The organism is Bacteroidia bacterium (assembly GCA_033391075.1).
Lineage (GTDB): Bacteria > Bacteroidota > Bacteroidia > J057 > J057 > JAWPMV01.
The window spans coordinates 7881194-7900692 of record JAWPMV010000001.1 but is presented as its reverse complement, the minus strand read 5'-3'; the positions used below and the strand labels follow the sequence as shown (position 1 = coordinate 7900692).

The following is a 19499-nucleotide window of genomic DNA, read 5'->3' as shown; positions in this document are numbered from 1 at the left end:
AAAGCAAGATGAAACTATTTACTACTTATCCCATCATACTGGGATTTATTTTCCTTTCCTTTACTGCTTGCAAAAAGAAAATCACCGAAAAGCCTGAGGGAGCAGCCTCAACAGAAAGCGGAATCGTAGAATCAGCAAAATCTCGTTGTTTACTCAGTCCGGATCCCGGTCGTTGCAAAGCTGCCTTTACCCGATATTACTATAGTCCTAAAACCAAAAAATGTGAATCCTTTAGCTGGGGAGGTTGCGATGGCGTAGTTCCTTTTGAAACGCTGAAGGATTGTAAAATCTGTATGGAGGATCAGGGAGAGATTAAAGAGTAAGACGTGTTCTTGTGTTCTTGTGTTCTGGTATTCTTGTTTTCATGTAGTTTTTCAAGAACACGAGAACAGGGGCGCTCCAGAACACATATACCTTAGCTATAGGCATAAAAAAATTAGGGGACTCAAATCCTTGCGGATGAGTCAACCCTAACCCTTGCTCATTCTTTACTTTAACCTGTTGACATAAAGATAAGGGCCGAATCGCTTGATTCGGCCCCTTTTTGCATGAACGGTCAAATTGAAAGGCTTAACCGCTCTATTTCGTAAGAGAATTATTTCTTCTTTTTTGCCTTACGTTCCTGTGCGCGTCTTTCTGCTCTACTGAGTTTTCGCTGCGGCTGACGCTCTCCTCCTCCGGCTGCTGCCATCACTTTTCTTTCAGCTTCCATCTGCCGTTTTTTCTCATTAAGGGCAGAGTCATGCTTGGTATTTAGATTACTGAAGTCATCGCGACGAGGCTCAGCTTTTTGCTTTTGCTGCTGCTCTCCAACATGAAGATCGGCTTTGAATAGCAAGGAAAGAACCTGACGATTTACCTCTGTCAGCATCTGCTGGAAGAGCTGGAAAGATTCAAATTTATAGACAAGCAATGGATCTTTTTGCTCATAAACAGCGTTCTGAACGGAAGTACGAAGCTCATCCATATCTCTGAGGTGGTGCTTCCACTTATCATCAATAATGGAGAGTGTCGCTACTTTCTCCAATTCATCCACTACTGCTTTCCCTTCTGTTTCAAGTGCTTTGTCAACCGGAACAACGATACGCAGTTGCTTGCTCCCATCCGAGAAAGGAATCAGGATTTGCTCAATCTGAGGATTATCCTTTTTGATTCGGGCAATTCCTTTATGCAAGGTATCAGCCAGGACTGCTGATTTGCGCTTATAATATGCCTGAGCTTTTTCGTAAACTTTTTCTGTGAGTTGATCCTCCGTATTATCATTCAATTCAACTTCTGTGATCTCAGGATCTACAGATAGATAGCGAATGGTATCCATTCTCAATCCTTCTGCATCCGTCATATCCAAACGAGAATTGATCAGGGCGCCACAGAAATCGTAGAGCATGTTGTCGAGGTCAATCTTGATCCGATCACCATAAAGGGCATTCCTTCTGCGGCGGTAGATCACCTCACGCTGATTATTCATCACATCGTCATACTCAAGCAAACGCTTACGCATGGCGAAGTTGTTTTCTTCTACTTTCTTCTGTGCATTGGAGATCGAACGAGAAATCATGCTATGTTGGATCACCTCTCCTTCTTTCAGCCCCATGCGGTCCATAATCTTGGAGATTCTTTCTGAACCAAAGAGGCGCATGAGATCATCTTCCAGAGATACATAGAATTGAGACTGTCCGGGATCTCCCTGACGTCCTGCACGACCTCTCAACTGACGGTCAATTCTTCTGGATTCATGTCGCTCCGTACCAATGATTGCGAGTCCGCCTCTTTCCTTTACCCCTTCTCCCAATTTGATATCAGTACCACGTCCTGCCATGTTGGTAGCAATCGTAATAGCTCCGGGCTTACCGGCTTCAGCTACTACCTCAGCTTCTCGCTGGTGCTGCTTGGCGTTCAATACATTGTGAGGAATACGAGCCCGCTTGAGCATACGACTCAGCAATTCTGAAACCTCTACAGAAGTTGTACCTACCAGGACTGGAATTCCTTTCTCCTGAAGAATCTGAACTTCTTCTATTACCGCATTGAATTTCTCGCGCTTGGTTTTATATACCAAATCATCCCTATCATCCCGTGCAATGGGTCTGTTGGTAGGAATAACCGTTACATCCAGTTTATATATCTCGAAAAATTCTGCTTCCTCCGTTTCTGCAGTACCTGTCATCCCGGCGAGTTTGTGATACATCCGGAAATAGTTTTGCAAGGTAACCGTTGCAAAGGTTTGGGTTGCAGCTTCAACTTTCACATTTTCCTTCGCCTCAATCGCCTGGTGCAATCCATCTGAGTAACGACGACCGGGAAGCACACGTCCCGTCTGTTCATCTACGATATTTACCTTACCGTCCTGAACGATATATTCTACATCATTTTCAAAGAGGGTATAGGCTTTCAGAAGTTGATTGATTGCATGCAATCTTTCAGATTTTTCGCCATAATCTCTGGCTACTTCATCTTTCTTCTTCAGCTTTTCATCATCTGAAAGGCTTTCGTCATTATCAATCTCTACAAATGAAACTCCAATATCCGGCAGAACGAATAGATTCGAATCTTCTCCTGCATTAGCGATGAGCTCACGTCCACGATCGGTCATTTCGATCTGGTTGTTCTTCTCATCAATGGTGAAGTAAAGCGGATCATCGGCTACATGCATATGCTTGGAATTGTCCTGCATGTAAAAGCCTTCAACTTTATTGAGGATAGCTCTGGAGCCGGGTTCACTCAAAAACTTGATGAGGGGATTGTTTTTGGGAAGTCCCCGGTAGGCTCTGAATAAATCCAGTCCTCCGTTTCCTTCTTCAGAACCAGAATCTCCTTCTTCAATTTTCTTTTTGGCATCAGCCAGGTATTTGTTGACAAGTTTTTTCTGCTCGCGAACCAGGCGTTCGATACGCGGCTTGAGTTCATTGTATTCGTGCTGATCACCTCTAGGTACTGGTCCTGAGATAATCAAAGGAGTACGTGCCTCATCGATGAGTACAGAGTCAATCTCATCTATAATCGCATAGAAATGTTTTCCCTGAACCAAAAACTCCGGGTGCGTAGTCATATTGTCCCGGAGATAGTCGAAACCAAATTCATTATTGGTTCCATAGGTAATGTCAGCTTTATAGGCTTTCCTTCTTTCGTCGGAATTGGGCTGATGCTGGTCAATACAATCTACCCTCAATCCATGGAATTGAAAGATCGGCGCATTCCACTGGGCATCCCTTCTTGCCAGGTAGTTGTTTACCGTTACTACATGGACTCCCAGGCCTGTAATTGCATTGAGGTAAACAGGCAGGGTTGCAACCAGGGTTTTACCTTCCCCGGTAGCCATCTCCGCAATTTTACCAGAATGTAGTACGGCTCCCCCCATCAACTGCACATCATAGTGAACCATGTTCCAGTTGATCTCGGCATCAGCAGCCAGCCAGGAATTTTTCCAGATGGCCTGATCTCCTTCTATGACTATATGGGGCTTGTCTTGTGCAAGCTCTTTGTCATATTCATTTGCCTCAACCTTGAGTTGTCCATTCTCTGAAAGTCTTCTTGCAGTTTCCTTTACAACTGCAAAGGCTTCGGGAATCAATTCTTCGAGGACTTCATCTATTTGGGTATAGAGCTCTTTATTGAGTTCATCTACCTGATTGAAAATCTCATCTTTCGCAGTGATTTCCTCTATCTCGGCAGCTTCTTTTTCCAGCTCCTTGATCTCATCTCTTATTTCTGCTGTGTATTCATTGATCCGATCCTGAAACTCCCGGGTTTTTCCACGAAGTTCATCATCGGAAATGTTGTATAGCTTTTCATACTCCTCGGCGACACTATCTACGTAAGGCTCAAGAGCCTTCACATCCTTATCTTTTTTCGAGGGAAAAAGCTTCTGAATAAAACTTTTCATGTTTATTGAAATATAGATACAATTTACAAAGAGGAGTTCTGCTAAACTAGCTCTTTGTCTCTTCTAATTCTTTAAATCTGTCGGCAAATCCGCGGGCGGCTATCGCCTTTTGAATATCCTCATGTACGTATGTATTGCTGGCTATGGTTCCCCGCTTATTTAAATAGCCGGCTCCTCCTCCAAAATCAGTAATTTTTCCTCCCGCTTCCTCAACCATCAAAGCTCCTGCAGCGATATCCCATGCATTGAGTTGAAATTCAAAGTAGCCATCCAGTCTCCCGCATGCCACATAAGCCAAATCCAAAGCCGCGCTACCAAATCTTCTGAAGCCATGAGAGGCCTGATGAAGGTCAGCAACCAGGCCGAGATAATCTGGCACCCATGAATGGTGAGCATAAGGGAAACCTGTTCCCAATACGCCTTCTTTTAACTCTTTTCTTTGACTTACCTGTTGAATTTCTCCATCCAGCTTAAATCCTTTCCCTTTGATAGCTACATACATCTGATCAAGCACAGGATGATATATATGTCCCATGACAATTTCCCCTTCATATGTCAGGGCAACACTGATGCAAAAGTGTGGAATGCCATGTGTAAAATTGGCAGTTCCATCTATGGGGTCTATGATCCAGGTATATCCATTTTCCCCTTCTTCAGCAGCTGTTTCCTCCGTGATAAAACCTGAACCGGGAATCAAAGCCGCACAACCCTTCTTCACAATCTCCTCCGTAGTTACGTCTACATAGGTAAAAGGGTCATTATCGCCTTTAAACTTAACTTCTTTGTAAGTAAAATGCTTGAATTCATCTACCACATACTTACCGGTTTTCCTTAGAAGCGCCTGAAGTTCAAGGTCGATTTTGCTTAGATCTATAGATTCCATTGATGTATTTTCGGGAATTTTGCTGTAAAGATGCGAAATCTGTTCCAAGGCTGGAAATCCAGCCTTAATTTCATAAGGCACGTCAATATGGCAGTATCAGGACTTCCCTGCAAGGACAATTACGATCTCTCCTTTCAGGCTTCTTTTCGATAAAATTTCGGCTAATTCGGCCAGGCTTCCCCTCAAATGTTCTTCATGCAGTTTGCTGATTTCTCTCGATATGCATGCCTGTCTTTCTTCCCCAAAATATTCGGCCATTTGTCGGATCGTTTTTTCTATTCTGTGTGGAGATTCGTAAAAGACCATGGTCCGGCTCTCCTCTTCCAATGATTTGAAGCGGGTTTGACGTCCCTTCTTTACCGGGAGAAATCCTTCAAAGACAAAGCGATCACAGGGAATCCCGCTACTTACCAAAGCGGGAACAAAAGCTGTAGGTCCGGGCAGGGTTTCTACGGTTATTCCTCTTGCGACAGCTTCTCTAACCAGGAGGAAACCCGGATCGGAAATGCCGGGCGTACCTGCATCGCTGATTAAAGCCAGATGCAGATCTTCTGCTTCCAGCCGGTCCAGCAATTGCGGAACTTTGCTATGCTCATTGTGCTGATGCAGAGAAAGTTTGGGCGTATCTATCTCATAATGCTTGAGGAGTATTCCGGAGGTACGGGTATCCTCAGCAGCAATGAGGTCGGCCTCCCGAAGGATGCGAACGGCCCGAAAACTCATATCTTCGAGGTTTCCGACGGGAGTAGGTACAAGGCTTATGCGTGCCATAGGATTGTTAAAGCAAAATTGCCCGAGAATCGAAATTCCCGGGCAATTTGTCTTTTTACAAGCGTTTTTCCTAAAACTTGAGGACTTGCTTGAGGATCTTTGATTTCTCACGACTGGAAATCACTTCTTTATCATTACTTAGAATGATCTTGAAGCGGTTTCCAAACCATATAACAATCTCCTTTACATGTTTCAGTCCGATGATACAGGAGCGGTTGATGCGGAAGAATTGATCTCCGGGCAATTTACGCTCAAAGGTATCCAGGGTATGATTGAGGAGATAAGATTTTTCTTTGGTAAAGAGACGTACACTTCTTTCTTCTACTTCTATACATACCACTTCAGAGTAATCTACCAATTTGTAACGGTCTCTGGTTGGAATCGGAACTTTATTGGCGAAAGGAGTCTTGATGTCCTCAGCCAGTTCTGATTTAAGGATCTGTGCAATCTTCTTCTTATCGAGTACGGTTCCGGATTTGTTACTGGCCACCTTATCTATGGCTGACCTTAATCTATCTTCATTAAATGGTTTGAGCAGGTAATCTTGAGCATTTAGCTCGAAAGCTTTGATCGCATGTTCACTGTAAGCTGTAGCAAAAACTACTGAGGGCATTTCGTCCATCTCAATATTTTCAGCTACCTCCAGGCCATTCATTCCGGGCATTTCAATATCCAGAAATACCAGATCAGGCTTCAAGGAGTGGATATGCTCCAGTGCATCAAACCCGTTCTCTGCAACATGTACCAGTTCTACCTCATTGATCTTTTTCAACAAGCGCTTCATCTTATTACGTGCAGGAAGTTCGTCGTCAGCGATCAGTACTCGAAATTTTGACATATGAAAAGTATAATAGTTATTCCTATAAGTAACGCATGAGGCAAAGAAATCTTTTAAATAGAAATCTTAAATCCGGAATTAACACAAATATTACAATAGGAGCGTGAAAATTTTGGGGAAAGAACGGGTAGATTAAAAAGAGCCCTTCAAAACTCGTGCCTGAAACCAAGTTACTTCAGTTGAGGGAGATCTACAAGCGGAATTTTCAGCCGCACATAGGTCCCTTCACCGGTGTTTTCGAAGTACAGGAGGTTCTTTAGCTCATATATATTTTCCAAACGCGCAATGCTATTTGAAAGTCCATGACTTTTATAAATGCGTGAAAGATCTATACCAGGTCCATTATCTACAACCTCTACTACCAGGTAGTTGTCTTCCCTACTTGCCTCAACGGAGACCAGACCTTTATGCAGTATTTTGGAGATCCCGTGCTTGATACAATTCTCAACCAAAGTAGAGATTATGAAAGAAGGAACAGGCACATCTTTTACTTCAGGACTTACAGAGAGGTGTACGTTCAACCTTTCCCCAAATCTAACCTTTTCCAAATCCAGATAGGTTCGAATCAAACTCATCTCATCAGAGAGGCTCACAAAGTTCTCACTGGATTTGTTGAGGGTATAGCGGAAAATATAAGCCAGCTTTTCCAAAGCTTCTTCCGCCAGATCTGCTGATTCATGTACCAGTTCTCCGATAGAATTGAGGGTATTGAATAAGAAGTGTGGATTGATCTGCGAACGCAGAGCCGTCAGGTTCGCCTCATAGGTCTGCTGAATCAGAGACTTTTCTCTCACAACCATTTGCAGCACATTCAGAGTTAACTGGGTCTGCTGGATCAATTGAGAAATCAGCTCCAAATCCGTCAGGTTATATACGCCTCGTTTCTTTCGCCCCAACATCAAAAGGGCATAGGTATCCAGATCGATGGTGATGGGACAGATCAGGGTATAAGAAGAGTCCAGGACAGACTTTTCCAATTCGCTACTCAAACGGAAGGTCGCAATCTCTTTGGTTTTGGACCAAACCGTATTATTATTCATCAACTCTCTGTATATGTTTTCCTGCTTGACATGGTATCGTTGTTCTGCGGCACTTTCCGGCTGATCTACATTCCACCAGAGATGAACCGTTTCCGCATTGAAATAGTCCACCATCTCTTCAATCAAATCCTTCCTTAGTAATTCCGAATTGGTGTACTGTGGGATGCGGGCGATGAAGGTTTTGAACTTGCGTAATCTTTCCTGCTGAGGCGTAACAAAATATTTTCTGAATTTATTCTCATTGGCCAGGTAAAGCAGGCGAAGAATCACCACAACAAACACCAGGGTCGCAAATTCAAGTATCTGCCGGTATTGGATACCTGTATGAACATAATTATACAATTGCGTAATGACCAGGTAAAGAACCAGGATCATGATGATAGAAACCAGGTACTGGATACTTTGGGTAACTACCAGGCTGACTTTACCAAATTGTAGTTGCAGAAAAGTCGCATTTACGAGCGGGAAAAAGAGCAGCAGACAATAGATAAAAAAGGCATGTTCTTTATAGAACCAGTTTACGCTGGTATAGTCAAGCATACCATAATAGGCAAGTCCCAAAGCCGAGATCAGGCCGATGATGCCTAAACCGAGGAAACTGCGCAAACTTCTTGTCCTCCAATTCTCCAGCAGAAACATAGCAACTGCTGCCAGGGTATGTAGCAAAAAGAATATGACTACATATTGTTCGATGAGGTCATGGAAATGCTTGAGCTGTTGCTCAATATATACGATCTTGAAAATTTCATAAATAAGATAGCCCGCAACGATTACGGTCGGGATACTAAATAGAGAATTGCGGGTACTGATTTTAAAGTGGAAATAGAAGCCCACATACATAAAAGTCAGTAAGGGATAAAGCAGAACAAAGAGTTTTTCAAATCCCGTGGAAGAGAGATCATTTTCAATCACCAAATACAGGTGCCTCATCATTTGAAGCATAAAGAAAATGAAGGCACTGCCTACCAAGCCCACCATCGGAACATTGTCTTTAATATTGCTTCGGAATAAGGGAAAAAGAATGGCGAGCATAATGATGCCCACAAAAGAACCTATTCCCAGCAGCCAACCCAGCAAATACCAATAGGTCCCGATCTCATTAAAAGAGAAAGCCAGGCGAAAGCCTTTTTCCATCAAAATGGAAATATTCTCCTCATAGAGAGTAGGATCAGTTCGGACCAGGTAAAAGGCTTCTGGTTTAGGAGGAGGATTTTCAGCAGCTATTTTATCTGCAACACTGGCATTAAAAATTTCCTTGGCCCCGATTTTCCTCAGCCTGTCCCCTATTTTGATTTGATCTTTGGATTCTTTAAAACTGGCCTGTCCTTTATAAAGAGGATGTATTCTTTTGACGACTACCCCTTTGCGGGTATCTTCCCAGGTGATCCAGTCATTCCCCTCAAAATCGGCATTCAATCCCTCTACCACATTGGTGGCACGTATTTCCTGACTTTTAGTATAAAAGCCATAGACCATCCAAACGAGGCCAATGTAGAAAATACCCAGGATCGTATACCATGCCCAGCTTTGTCGCGTCATCTCTGTAATCTTGTATGGATAGGTACGTGACCCAGGACAGGTTTTTGTTCTTCAATGTGGCCGAACTGGGTCATGTGTTTTATAGCAAATGAATCTAGCATAATTCGGTGAAACTGCAAAAGCATTATTCATCGAGATTAATTCATATATAAGAACGAATTTTTTGGATAAAATTTTACCCGGAGCAGGTAAAAAGAGATAAATCCATATTATACAAAAGAAAAGATCGCAACTTCTTTTGATATCGAAGCTGCGACCTTTTCATAAAATTTAGCCTCCTTATCAAAAATAGGCCAAAAAAAAACTAGGGGACTCAAATCCACTGTGGGATGAATCAACCCTAGCCCTTGCTCTTGTAATCCAGGATTATCGCCCTTTCAATACAATATTAGCACTTTCGGGCCGATCTGTGAGTTTATAGAGCATGAACGGCTTGATATTTAGCGCGAACGGTTATTTTCTTTGCGTGAACTGTTTTTTAATTACTGTTTTTAAAAAGGTAAGTTTTAATTTTAATCTGCGAGCGCAAAACCGACTCAAATGCATTTAAAATGTGAATAACATCAATATTCAATATTAATATTACCAGTAATTAAAAATATAAAGGGTAAGAAATAAAATAAACAAATCCTCATGCTTTGGACAAAGCTGAAGCGTTTTTTTCAGAATGGTAAGATTGGGATTGACAGGTATAGTAATATGAGTCAGATCCTCTGTTCCAATTATGAGCAAATAATATGCCAAGCAGATAATTGGACGCAAAAACCGTTTCTGGATATAAAAAAAGGGCCGACTAATAAGCCGGCCCTTTTCTTGATTTCTTTTATAGATCAGTTTACATCTATATCTGCAGCACCAGATGATTTAACCTGTGTTTTGGAAGGATTTCCCTCACAGTTAATATCACTAGCTCCTGAGGCAGAAGCAACCAGCCTATCAGATGCGTATACATTTGCACTACTGGAACCGGAGGATTGAATATCGATAGAGCGGGCTTTCATATCATCCGCATCAAGATCACAAGCTCCACTCATGCTGATTTGTACATCATCTGCTTTCCCTTCCAGGTCAATATCACAGGAACCTGACATGCTTATTTTCAGATTGTCTGTATTTACACTGAGAGAAATATCTGCAGCACCGCTTGCATGCAGATCAAACTCCTTGGAAGAAAAGTCATCTACCACTTCCACATCAGCAGCTCCGGAAGCAGAAAGGTACTCCAGGTCATCCATGACTAGAACTACTTTCAACTTATTGACTTTGCGAACCCATCCATCCATCTTGATACGAAGAATGTCATTTTTGACTTCCATTTTGATGCGTTCCATCACATTTTCGTCAGCTTCTATACTGGCCTGGTGAGCACTACCTTTGTGTATTTCTACGTCAAAAGCACCTCCTACCTGAACTCCGCTAAAAGAGGAGAGGTTACGGTTTTCTTTAACAATGTTACCATTGCCTTTAATAGCTTTCTTTTTCTGCGCGTGTACATGACCGCTAAACATGAACATACAGATCAGAGACAAGACGATCGTTTGAATTAATTTCATGTGTAAAGTATGTGAGTTAATTAAGTAGTAATTAAATCGAAGAGCCTTTGGGACAGGCTTTTCCTATAAAGAACAGAAGCAAAAAGGGAAGCATAGGTTGCATGCTTCCCTCTTTTAAACGTGATCTTTTATGTTACGTTCTCTTTGCTCTACCTTTCTTCTGCATTGAGTGCTCTCAGCAGCTTTTCAAGCAAGAGTAGTTTTTCGTGATACGTATTATTGATCTGAGTTTTGAGTTCACTACTCAGACCTTCTTTTTCCAATCGATCCTTCTGCATATTGTGCAGGCGATCCAGCTCATCCAATTCCTCTCTAAATGGCTTGACAAAAGTATAATGTTCCAGATCATATCCATTTATGACCCTGAGAAGCTGATTGGCTTCTGCAACGAAAGATGAATCTATCTTTCTCAGATCCGGATAAGTATCTACTTGTTTATGATCCAGCAAGCTACTTTGGAGAGACTTTAGCTCCAGGTGCTTTTCAGCTACGAAATTGTTATACAAACCCGTTCCAATTGCTCCCAGGATCAGCACAGCAACGGCCGTCCTCAGGATCATCATAATGGAAAGGGGCTTTACCTTAGCAACATCTCCTGGCTCCTGCTCCTGGGACGGTGCCTTCGACGGCAACTGTGCCGCGATTTGGTCCCAGAGCTCCTCACGAGGCTCATCTCTGTCTATGGCCTCCCGATTCTCTTTGATATATTTTTCAATTACATTCCACATAAAATCTTTTTGTTAGTGTCGCATGACAAGTTCTTGCAACTGTTCCTTCAGCAGTTTTTTCGCTCGATGATATTGCGACTTGGAAGTAGAGACTGAAACTCCGAGTATATTCGCGATCTCCTGGTGGTCATAGCCCTCCAATTGATACAGTGTAAATATAACCCGACATCCATTGGGCAGTTTTTTAATCGCTTCATAAACGGCTTTATCGTTTAATTCAGATTCCAAAACACTCCCCGTGTCTTCGACTTCTTCAACCACCTCCATATTTTCATCGAGGCTTTCTGTAAACATTTTATTCCTGCTGACGATACTGAGGCATTTGTTTACCACAATTCTCTTCAGCCAGGCTCCAAATGTCGCTCTACCCTCGAAGGTATGGAGCTTTCTAAATGCGCTGATAAATGCTTCTTGCAAGGCATCTTCTGCTGCATCTGGATCTCCCAAAATGCGCGTGCAGATATTATACATTGCTTTAGAATAGAGCTTGTACAGCCTAAACTGTGCCAGTCTATCTCCTTTTTTGCAAGCTTCTACCAGCTCCGCATGAATATGTACGTCTAGTGTGCTCAACTAACTGTTAATGACTTTCATTTAAATAGACTTCCGACATTGAAGATGGTTGGAACATGTCTAAAGATTTTTTGATTTTTTTTCTAAAGAGGCAAAATAGGAAAAAATTCAGAATAGAGATGCTGCCTTTTGTCTAAATTTGGAACATGAATGAGGAGCTATTTTACCGGCATGTCGCTCAAACCTCCCCGGAAAGCATAGGAATAGAAGTTCAATATGCCAAAGGAATTTTTCTCTATGGACCGAATGAGAAAAAATGGATAGATATTACCAGTGGAATCTGTGTGAGCAATGTTGGACATGGGGCCCCGGAAATCCTGCAGGCCATAGAAGAGCAATCAAAGGCCTATTTGCATCCTATGGTATATGGGGAAGTGATCATGGAACCCCAATCTCGTTATGCAGGGATGCTGGCCGAAGAATTGGGGGAAGGACTTGATTGCGTTTATTTTGGAAACTCAGGTGCAGAGGTCATTGAAGGGGCTTTGAAATTGGCTAAAAAGTATACGAGTCGGAGTCAAATCATTTCCTTTCACAATGCCTATCACGGGAGCACCCATGGAGCGATGAGTGTTACGGGGGCAGAGAAGAAGAAAAAAGGATATGGGCCTTTATTGCCGGAAGTGAGTTTCATTCATTTTAATGAGGAAGAAGAGTTCAAAAAAATCAATGAACAAACTGCCTGTGTCATTGTAGAAGCGATACAAGGTGCGGGCGGGATAATTTTGCCGAAAGCAGGATACTTCCAGGCACTCAAAGCAAGATGCGAACAAGTAGGTGCCTTATTAATTCTGGATGAAATTCAGACCGGTCTGGGGAGAACGGGAAAAATGTTTGCCCATCAGCTTTTCGATTTCAAGCCCGATATTTTGGTTTTGGCAAAAGCATTGGGCGGAGGTTTACCGCTAGGTGCCTTTATCAGTAGCAAAAAAATCATGTCCGTCTTCCAACACAATCCCGTGCTGGGCCACCTTACTACTTATGGCGGCCATCCCTTGAGTTGTGCTGCGGGAATAGCCCTGTTTGAAAAGATCAGGCAGGATAAGCTCCTGGACAGGATACCGGCACTAGAAAAAATCATTAAGGAGAAGCTACAGCATCCGGCCATTCAAATGCTTAGGGGAAGCGGTCTGATGTATGCTGTAATTTTTAAGGATTTTGAGGAAAGTGAAGCCATTCGAAAGGAAGCGCTTAAACAAGGCTTGCTCAGCATAGGTTTCCTCAACATCGATAATGGACTGCGCATCTGTCCTCCCCTCACGATTAGTGAAGAAGAACTTAGGGAAGCCTGCGACATACTGCTGCAGGCTATAGATACAGTGGTCAAAAATTAAAAGATGCCCAGGTCGTAAGTAATGGCAATCAGACCTACGATTACACAGTAGATAGCGAAATAATCCAGCTTGGCATTTTTCACTAGCTTGATCATCCAGGTACAGGCAATCAGTCCTGAAATAAATGCAGCAAGAAATCCTGCAATCAGGGCATCGCTCCCCACTTCAACAATATGACCGGCAGCTTCCGCTTCAAAGTATTCTTTAAGTTCCAACATAGTTCCACCCAGAATAACGGGGATGACCATCAGGAAAGAAAAGCGGGCTGCTGACTCCCGTTTGATGCCGAGCATCAAAGCGGCAGAAATGGTAGAACCGGAACGAGATACTCCGGGAAGCAGGGCAAATGCCTGGGCAAGCCCTACTGTAAATGCTTTGCCTATCGTAAGTTCTCCCGGTTTGGATACCAAACGGGAAGAGGCGTAAAGCAGGCCTGCTGTGATGAGCAACATAAAGCCTACCAGCATGATTTTACCTGAAAAAAGTTCGTCTAAATAGTCTCCTAGAAATACATACACCAGGCCTACCGGAATCATAGATACCAGCACCATAACTACAAATTTGGTGGAATCATTCCAGGTGAAATCAAACAGATCCTGAATAATTGCGAGAATGTCTTTGTAGTAAACGACTATCGTACTTAAGGCGGTAGCAGCATGTACTACAGCTGAATACAAAACGGCATTTTCTTCAAATTGTACTCCGAGGATAACTTTTCCGAGTTCGAGATGTCCGCTACTACTGACAGGCAAGAATTCTGTAAGACCCTGGATAATTCCCAGGATTATCGATTCAATCAGGCTCATTTGATGATGGAGAGAAACAAATATCTATTGTTGGTAAATAAACAAGAACGCTAGATTGTAAAAGGCCTTTATAAAGGTGGCTTTTTCAGACAGGCGGCAATAAACAAAAGCTCTTGCGATATCTCTTACGAGATTGAGTAAATTACCAGAAATTATGCTTCAGTGGTAGCAGGAGAGGTTTGAGATTTATCTTTATACATAATTGCATAAATAATCTCAATAAATCCTCCAACGATCACAACTGGTGCTACATACAGAGATACCGAAAATTCCGTCGCATCAACGAAATCGTCCAGGGAGAGCAGGAAGAATCCGAGGCCAATAATACCAATGCCGATCAAAAGGAGAATGTAATTCATCCTTCCAAAAGGGAGCACTTCTTCTGTAGCTTTTCTGCTACGAGTCCTCCTGCTTTTAGGTGGGCTTTGCGTACTGCTTGTACTCACAACCTTTTTGGGGCTGCTTTCTGATACCTTTTTTGTGGTCTCAGCTACCTTTGTATTTTTTTTGCCCTTCGTAGATTTTTTCTTCGGTACGGGCTTGTATTTCTTAGCCATATAACATCAATTCATCCAGGTTTCTGTTCATATATCTATTCACAGCAAAGTAGCTACCTGAGAAACCCAACAGGAGCCCAAATAACATAATTCCTCCTAATAATCCAATAAAGCCCTGACTGAACAAAGGGCCCTCCTGAGGGATCATCCCTTGCAAAAACCAGCGCAAAAACTGGTAAGATAAAGAAATCAAGACCCCGGCAATGGAAGCCGAAGCCAGCCCCTGTGCCAAGCCCTTCAAGAGGAAAGGCTTTCTGATAAAGCCATCAGAAGCTCCTATTAATTGCATCGTCCGGATCGCCAATCTTTGTGCATAGATAGAAAGACGTATCGTGCCGAAGATCAAATAAAAAACAACTGCTATCATCAATACCCCCACTCCCAGAAATATCCAGGTCAGGGTTTTGATATTTTGGTTCATTTTAAAAATCCGCTCCATCGGATAGTGGACCTCTGCAACCAGATTATCCGCGATCATTTCTTCCCGTATTTTATCCAGGCTGTCTGTAGCTATATATTCTGGCTGGAGTTTTACATCAAAGGTTGCGGGAAAAGGATTGGTTCCTCCCAATGCTTCCACTTTGTCCTGGGTCTTTAGCATCCAGCCTTCCAAGGCTTCATCTTTGCTCACGTATTTATAGGATTGGACAAAATCTTTGCGCTTCAGCAACATTTCAAACTCATCCAGACGAGAAGATTTTATCCCATCCATCATTTCTATTTTCAAAACCACAGAATCCTGCGCCTGCCGGGCAAAACTGTTTCCGAAAATAGCGATGGAAGCAAATACTCCTAGAATGAATAGTACCAGTGCTATGCTAAGGGTAGTGGTAATGTAGGATCCCCTCGACTTTCGCCGAAGGTAATTCTGCATAGAATTTTTCTGGTCAAATTGGGCCATGGAACAAAGATAAAAGAATGTGCAGGGAAAATTGTACTTCCAGATGAAATAAAAGAGACAAAATATAGCTTATTCCATCTTTAGGCTTAACCCCACGAATTCTGTGCCGCTTTCCCCCTCATACACCTTATATACAGAAAGGTTCAAATATCTGTCTGCGAATAAAGGAGGAAAAGAGAAAAATAATTACATATACGACAATTGTCGTAAAAATATTTGGAATTACGACATCTGTCGTTTATACTTGTATTATCACAGCACGGGAAGGTGGAGAAGCTAGCTCTCCTTTCCTTCCCATTTTAAAAACAGATTATGGCCGATCATCAACCTTCCGAAGCCCAACTAGAGATTCTTCAAATCCTTTGGGAGCACGAACCTTCAACCGTTCGCTTTGTACATGAAGTAATGAGTGAGAAAAAGGAAGTGGGTTACACGACTATCCTCAAGCAAATGCAAAGGATGACAGAGAAAGGCTTGATCGAGGCGGTCAGTCAACAGGGCAAATCCCATGAATTCAAAGCCCTGGTAAAAGAAAGCAAGATCCGAAAAAGGCTGTTCAATCAGTTCAAGGAGAATGTATTTAAAGGTTCAGCCATGGATCTGGTTATGCATGCCCTGGGCGACAGCAAACCTTCAGAAGAAGAATTGGCACAACTACAGCAATGGTTAGAAGCTAAAAAGAACGACAGTCAATCATGAATTACCTCACAGAATACACATGGATGCAGGCCTTAGGTTGGACCTTAATTCATAGCCTTTGGCAAGCGAGTTTGATCGCTATTGCATGGGCTATCTGCCGGCAATTCCTCAAAAGATCGAGCGCTCAGAAAAGATACCTGGCTGCAATAGGGGCTATATTCACGCTCCTCCTTTGCTCCATGATTACTTTCTGGCAATTACTCCCCGAACTGGTAGAGAGTTCCTTGCCTGTTTCGGCTGGCTTAGAGGCGATCAGCCTCCCAACTCTAGATGATATTCCAGCTGCCTTGATTTCGATAGAAGCCTCGGAAAGCTGGACGGATTTCTTTGATACTATAGCCCCCTGGCTCTCCCTGCTGTGGATATTGGGAGCAGTCATTATGGGCATTCGTTTTAGCGGAGGACTTTGGTATGTCCATCGATTGCGGCATACAGCTATCACTCCCCTCGACGATGAATGGCAAAAACGTGCGGATACCATCGCAAGAAAACTGGGCCTGAAACGTGTCTGGCAGTTGATGGAATCCGAATTGGTAACTCAACCCTTAACTCTCGGTCATTTTAAACCGCTCGTCCTGATTCCGGTAGGCATGCTTTCAGGATTGAGTCCCGAGCAGGTTGAAGCTATTCTTGCACATGAATTTGCCCACATCCGAAGAGCTGATTTTCTCTTCAATCTGATCCAATCTTTGATTGAGATCCTGTTCTTTTATCATCCCGCTGTCTGGTGGCTCTCTCGCGAGATCCGCAAGGAACGGGAACTGTGCTGTGATGACATGGCAGTAGCGGCCATGGGGGATGCATTTACCTATGCTGAGGCCCTGACCCGACTGCAATTATTTCGTCATTCACCTCAACATTTTTTGACTATGCAAGCCAAAGGAAAAAGCGGTTCTTTTACCGCCCGTATCCATAGACTTTTTGCCCCTTCACCTTCCGGACCTTCTCTCTGGAAGAGCTTTTCAGCTGCCTTACTATTAAGCATGGCTATCCTGGGAAGCGGATATTATGCCTATACTCAATCTCAGGAATTTACGCAAACTCACATCGAGGAAACACTTCCAGAGGGAGAACTCATTATGTTCACTTCAGATGCTTCACTTGAAGACCTCGATTTGTTTGTAAGAGAAATGCAAATAGAATATGGGATTGATCTTGAAGTTTTGGATACTAAGCTGGATGAAGAAGGCAATTTTCAAATGATCAGCCTTTCCTATTTCAATCCGGAAACACAACTAAAAAAAGGATACAAGGCCGAAAATTTCGCTGCCCTTATATTTCAAATAGATATTTCCCAAACGAATCCCCTTCAACTCGGCTTTACCAGTAAAGGGAAGGAAGAAGCCGTAATGGAAACCTTTGCTTTGGAAGCTATCACAGAAGAAGTGGTCGGACCTCCCCTGGGGGAAACCAACACGCCAGCAGAAGGGCAGGAAGTAATACAGGAATCCATCATTGCCGAATTTCGTCTTAAACCCAGCAGCAGTCCATTTCAAGTAAGCGAAATCAATAAAAATATTCGGGAACTTACCGGCAAGCGTATTTTTACTTCCAGAAATGAAGCAGGGACTATTACAGAGTTTTTTCAAATTTCTGAGCATGAGGGAAAATACGGCAAAATGGGGTTCAGAAATTTTAAAGATCTGGAAATCATCATTAAAAAAGAAAATGGTCAGGCACCCAAAATTGCGATTTCAGATGCCTATGGTCAGGCTTTTTGGACGGATGAAATTAGCATGCACAAACTCAATATTTATCCGTGGACCTCAAAAGAAGCTATTGACGACTGGCTTTCTCAGCTCAATACAAACATAGAGCTCGAAAGCTACATCACGGATGACAACGGAAAACTGCTGGAAATCAAGATTAATGAAAATGGCAATGTTGCAACAAGCAGCGTTCCCTGTCAGTACCATTTGTTGCGAGATGAAAATGGAAAGACCCTTTCAGTAGGAGTAAAAGCAGGTCCACCAGCACTCATTGAAAATATTCAAAAACCCGTTCTGGTCTATTTGGATGGAAAAAGTCTGGGATTCTACGAAGCAGATTTAAACACTATTCCAAAAATTCTGATCAAGGAGGGACACTTCAACAGTCATGATGATCTGGGGAAAATTACGGTTTTCACCACGGGAAATCGAGATCTTGAAAAATTTTTTCTAGAAGAGCAACTTCCTCCTCCTCCCCCCATGAAGCAATCAGAGCTAATCAAAGATTTTCATGTGTATGCGCTTTTTAGCTGGGAATACCTGGCCCAGAAATTTGAGGCAGAAGGAAATGAAAAACATCGCATGTATATCTATGAAGGAGGGAATGTTGGATTTATTCCTGGTAATATCAAAGAAGGGATCATGGAAGTTTGCAAAAGAAGAGGCATAGATACCCGCTCAGTTACAGCTATAAAACTAAATCCCGAGGATGCTGAAAGAAGGTTTAAGATAAAATCTGTAGAAGTAATAGAAGTCAGGCTTAAAGATCCTTCAGAGATTAAAGAAAGGCCCAATATCACAAAAAAGAGGTCTGAAGATGGAATAATTGAAATAAAAGGTAATATCTCATTTGACGGAAAAAAGGGACCGATGAGTATAGAAGGAGGGTCCTTAGGAGTAAATCCAGATGCGTCTCTTTTTTCAAAGGGACCAGAGAATTATTATTTCTTTGATGGCAAACCTCTGGGGTATCGAAAAGGACAAATCTTCGCCGTAATTGCGCAGGAAGTAAAAGAAAGGAATCTGGACAAAATTGGAGGGATTGTTATTTGTAATGGAGAAGAATTGAATGGAAAGGAGTATAAAACGGTGCAGATTCTTTCGGAGGAATACGAAGAAGAATATTACCAGAAAGCCGAAGAAAAGAATCCTATTGCCCTAAAAATCGAAGGCCTGGAAACCAAGCCAGAGATTTGGCTGGATGGGGAAGAAATCAGTATGGAGTCTCTACAGCAACTGGATCCTAAAGTTATTGCCACTATAGATCTTTTAAAAGATGAGGCAGCCAGGGATTTTAGTGGAAATACGGAAAGCAAGGACATCATCCATTTGCGAACCAATAGGAAAACAAGTCCGGTCATAGCAAAGAAATTGAGTACAAAATTCAAGATTGAACCTGCTACGGCTTTAGAAATGAAGGTTTCCCCTAACCCTTCTTCCGAGACCTTCAATATCGACTTTGAACTGAATATCCGTACAGAAGTCAAGTTCAGCATCCGTGATTTACAAGGAAAATTAATCCATAAAGTTCCTGCAGCCATCCTTGAAGCGGGCCCTCAGAAAATCATTTGGAAGGCTAACAAAATTCCCAATGGTATCTATATCGCCCAATTGGAAACCGCAGAAGGAATTGTAGCCAGTCAGCGATTGGTTCTGGAGAGATAATGAGACATGCGTGTTATGCA

General features: G+C 42.6%; 15 protein-coding genes. 4 read left to right on the top strand and 11 right to left on the bottom strand.

Annotated elements, in window-relative coordinates; all coding sequences use genetic code 11:
• Window positions 1–8 precede the first annotated feature (8 nt).
• Complete coding sequence (locus tag R8P61_31405; protein MDW3651630.1) at window positions 9–323, top strand: BPTI/Kunitz domain-containing protein; 315 nt, start codon at window positions 9–11, stop codon at window positions 321–323.
• A gap of 272 nt (window positions 324–595) precedes the next feature.
• Here the strand turns inward: R8P61_31405 and secA are convergent, their stop codons facing one another.
• The 8 genes from secA to R8P61_31365 all read right to left on the bottom strand — a co-directional run bounded on the left by secA (window position 596) and on the right by R8P61_31365 (window position 11808).
• Window positions 596–3883, bottom strand: coding sequence for a preprotein translocase subunit SecA (gene secA / locus R8P61_31400; protein MDW3651629.1), 3288 nt, complete (start codon window positions 3881–3883; stop codon window positions 596–598).
• Between the two features lie 46 nt (window positions 3884–3929).
• Window positions 3930–4766, bottom strand: a complete 837-nt coding sequence (locus R8P61_31395) for an inositol monophosphatase family protein (protein ID MDW3651628.1) — start codon at window positions 4764–4766, stop codon at window positions 3930–3932.
• Between the two features lie 96 nt (window positions 4767–4862).
• On the bottom strand, window positions 4863–5537 hold the full coding sequence (gene rsmI, locus R8P61_31390; GenBank protein MDW3651627.1) for a 16S rRNA (cytidine(1402)-2'-O)-methyltransferase: 675 nt from the start codon (window positions 5535–5537) through the stop codon (window positions 4863–4865).
• Window positions 5538–5607: 70 nt separating this feature from the next.
• Window positions 5608–6375: a LytTR family DNA-binding domain-containing protein gene (locus R8P61_31385; GenBank protein ID MDW3651626.1), complete on the bottom strand. Its 768-nt coding sequence runs from the start codon at window positions 6373–6375 to the stop codon at window positions 5608–5610.
• Between the two features lie 170 nt (window positions 6376–6545).
• Entirely contained in the window at window positions 6546–8954 is a 2409-nt protein-coding gene (locus tag R8P61_31380; GenBank protein MDW3651625.1) for a histidine kinase, read from the bottom strand.
• A gap of 830 nt (window positions 8955–9784) precedes the next feature.
• A complete protein-coding gene (locus tag R8P61_31375) occupies window positions 9785–10507 on the bottom strand; it encodes a head GIN domain-containing protein (protein MDW3651624.1) in 723 nt (240 codons plus the stop codon).
• Window positions 10508–10656: 149 nt separating this feature from the next.
• A complete protein-coding gene (locus tag R8P61_31370; GenBank protein MDW3651623.1) occupies window positions 10657–11235 on the bottom strand; it encodes a hypothetical protein in 579 nt (192 codons plus the stop codon).
• Window positions 11236–11247: 12 nt separating this feature from the next.
• On the bottom strand, window positions 11248–11808 hold the full coding sequence (locus tag R8P61_31365; GenBank protein ID MDW3651622.1) for an RNA polymerase sigma factor: 561 nt from the start codon (window positions 11806–11808) through the stop codon (window positions 11248–11250).
• A 146-nt stretch (window positions 11809–11954) separates the two neighbouring features.
• Between R8P61_31365 and R8P61_31360 the strand changes: the two genes are divergently transcribed.
• Complete coding sequence (locus R8P61_31360; GenBank protein MDW3651621.1) at window positions 11955–13142, top strand: aspartate aminotransferase family protein; 1188 nt, start codon at window positions 11955–11957, stop codon at window positions 13140–13142.
• Here the strand turns inward: R8P61_31360 and R8P61_31355 are convergent.
• The 3 genes from R8P61_31355 to R8P61_31345 all read right to left on the bottom strand — a co-directional run bounded on the left by R8P61_31355 (window position 13139) and on the right by R8P61_31345 (window position 15379).
• On the bottom strand, window positions 13139–13948 hold the full coding sequence (locus R8P61_31355; protein MDW3651620.1) for an undecaprenyl-diphosphate phosphatase: 810 nt from the start codon (window positions 13946–13948) through the stop codon (window positions 13139–13141). The genes R8P61_31360 and R8P61_31355 overlap by 4 nt on opposite strands.
• A 152-nt stretch (window positions 13949–14100) precedes the next feature.
• Window positions 14101–14505, bottom strand: a complete 405-nt coding sequence (locus R8P61_31350) for a DUF3098 domain-containing protein (GenBank protein MDW3651619.1) — start codon at window positions 14503–14505, stop codon at window positions 14101–14103.
• Entirely contained in the window at window positions 14498–15379 is an 882-nt protein-coding gene (locus R8P61_31345) for a permease-like cell division protein FtsX (GenBank protein ID MDW3651618.1), read from the bottom strand. Before R8P61_31345 ends, R8P61_31350 begins: the two co-directional genes overlap by 8 nt.
• 339 nt (window positions 15380–15718) lie before the next feature.
• On the opposite strand from R8P61_31345, the gene R8P61_31340 reads away from it, so the two are divergent.
• Both R8P61_31340 and R8P61_31335 read left to right on the top strand, forming a co-directional pair.
• Window positions 15719–16105 (top strand): BlaI/MecI/CopY family transcriptional regulator, encoded by a 387-nt coding sequence (locus R8P61_31340; protein MDW3651617.1) that lies wholly within the window; start codon window positions 15719–15721, stop codon window positions 16103–16105.
• A complete protein-coding gene (locus tag R8P61_31335) occupies window positions 16102–19479 on the top strand; it encodes a M56 family metallopeptidase (protein MDW3651616.1) in 3378 nt (1125 codons plus the stop codon). Before R8P61_31340 ends, R8P61_31335 begins: the two co-directional genes overlap by 4 nt.
• The last annotated feature ends 20 nt before the right edge of the window (window positions 19480–19499 follow it).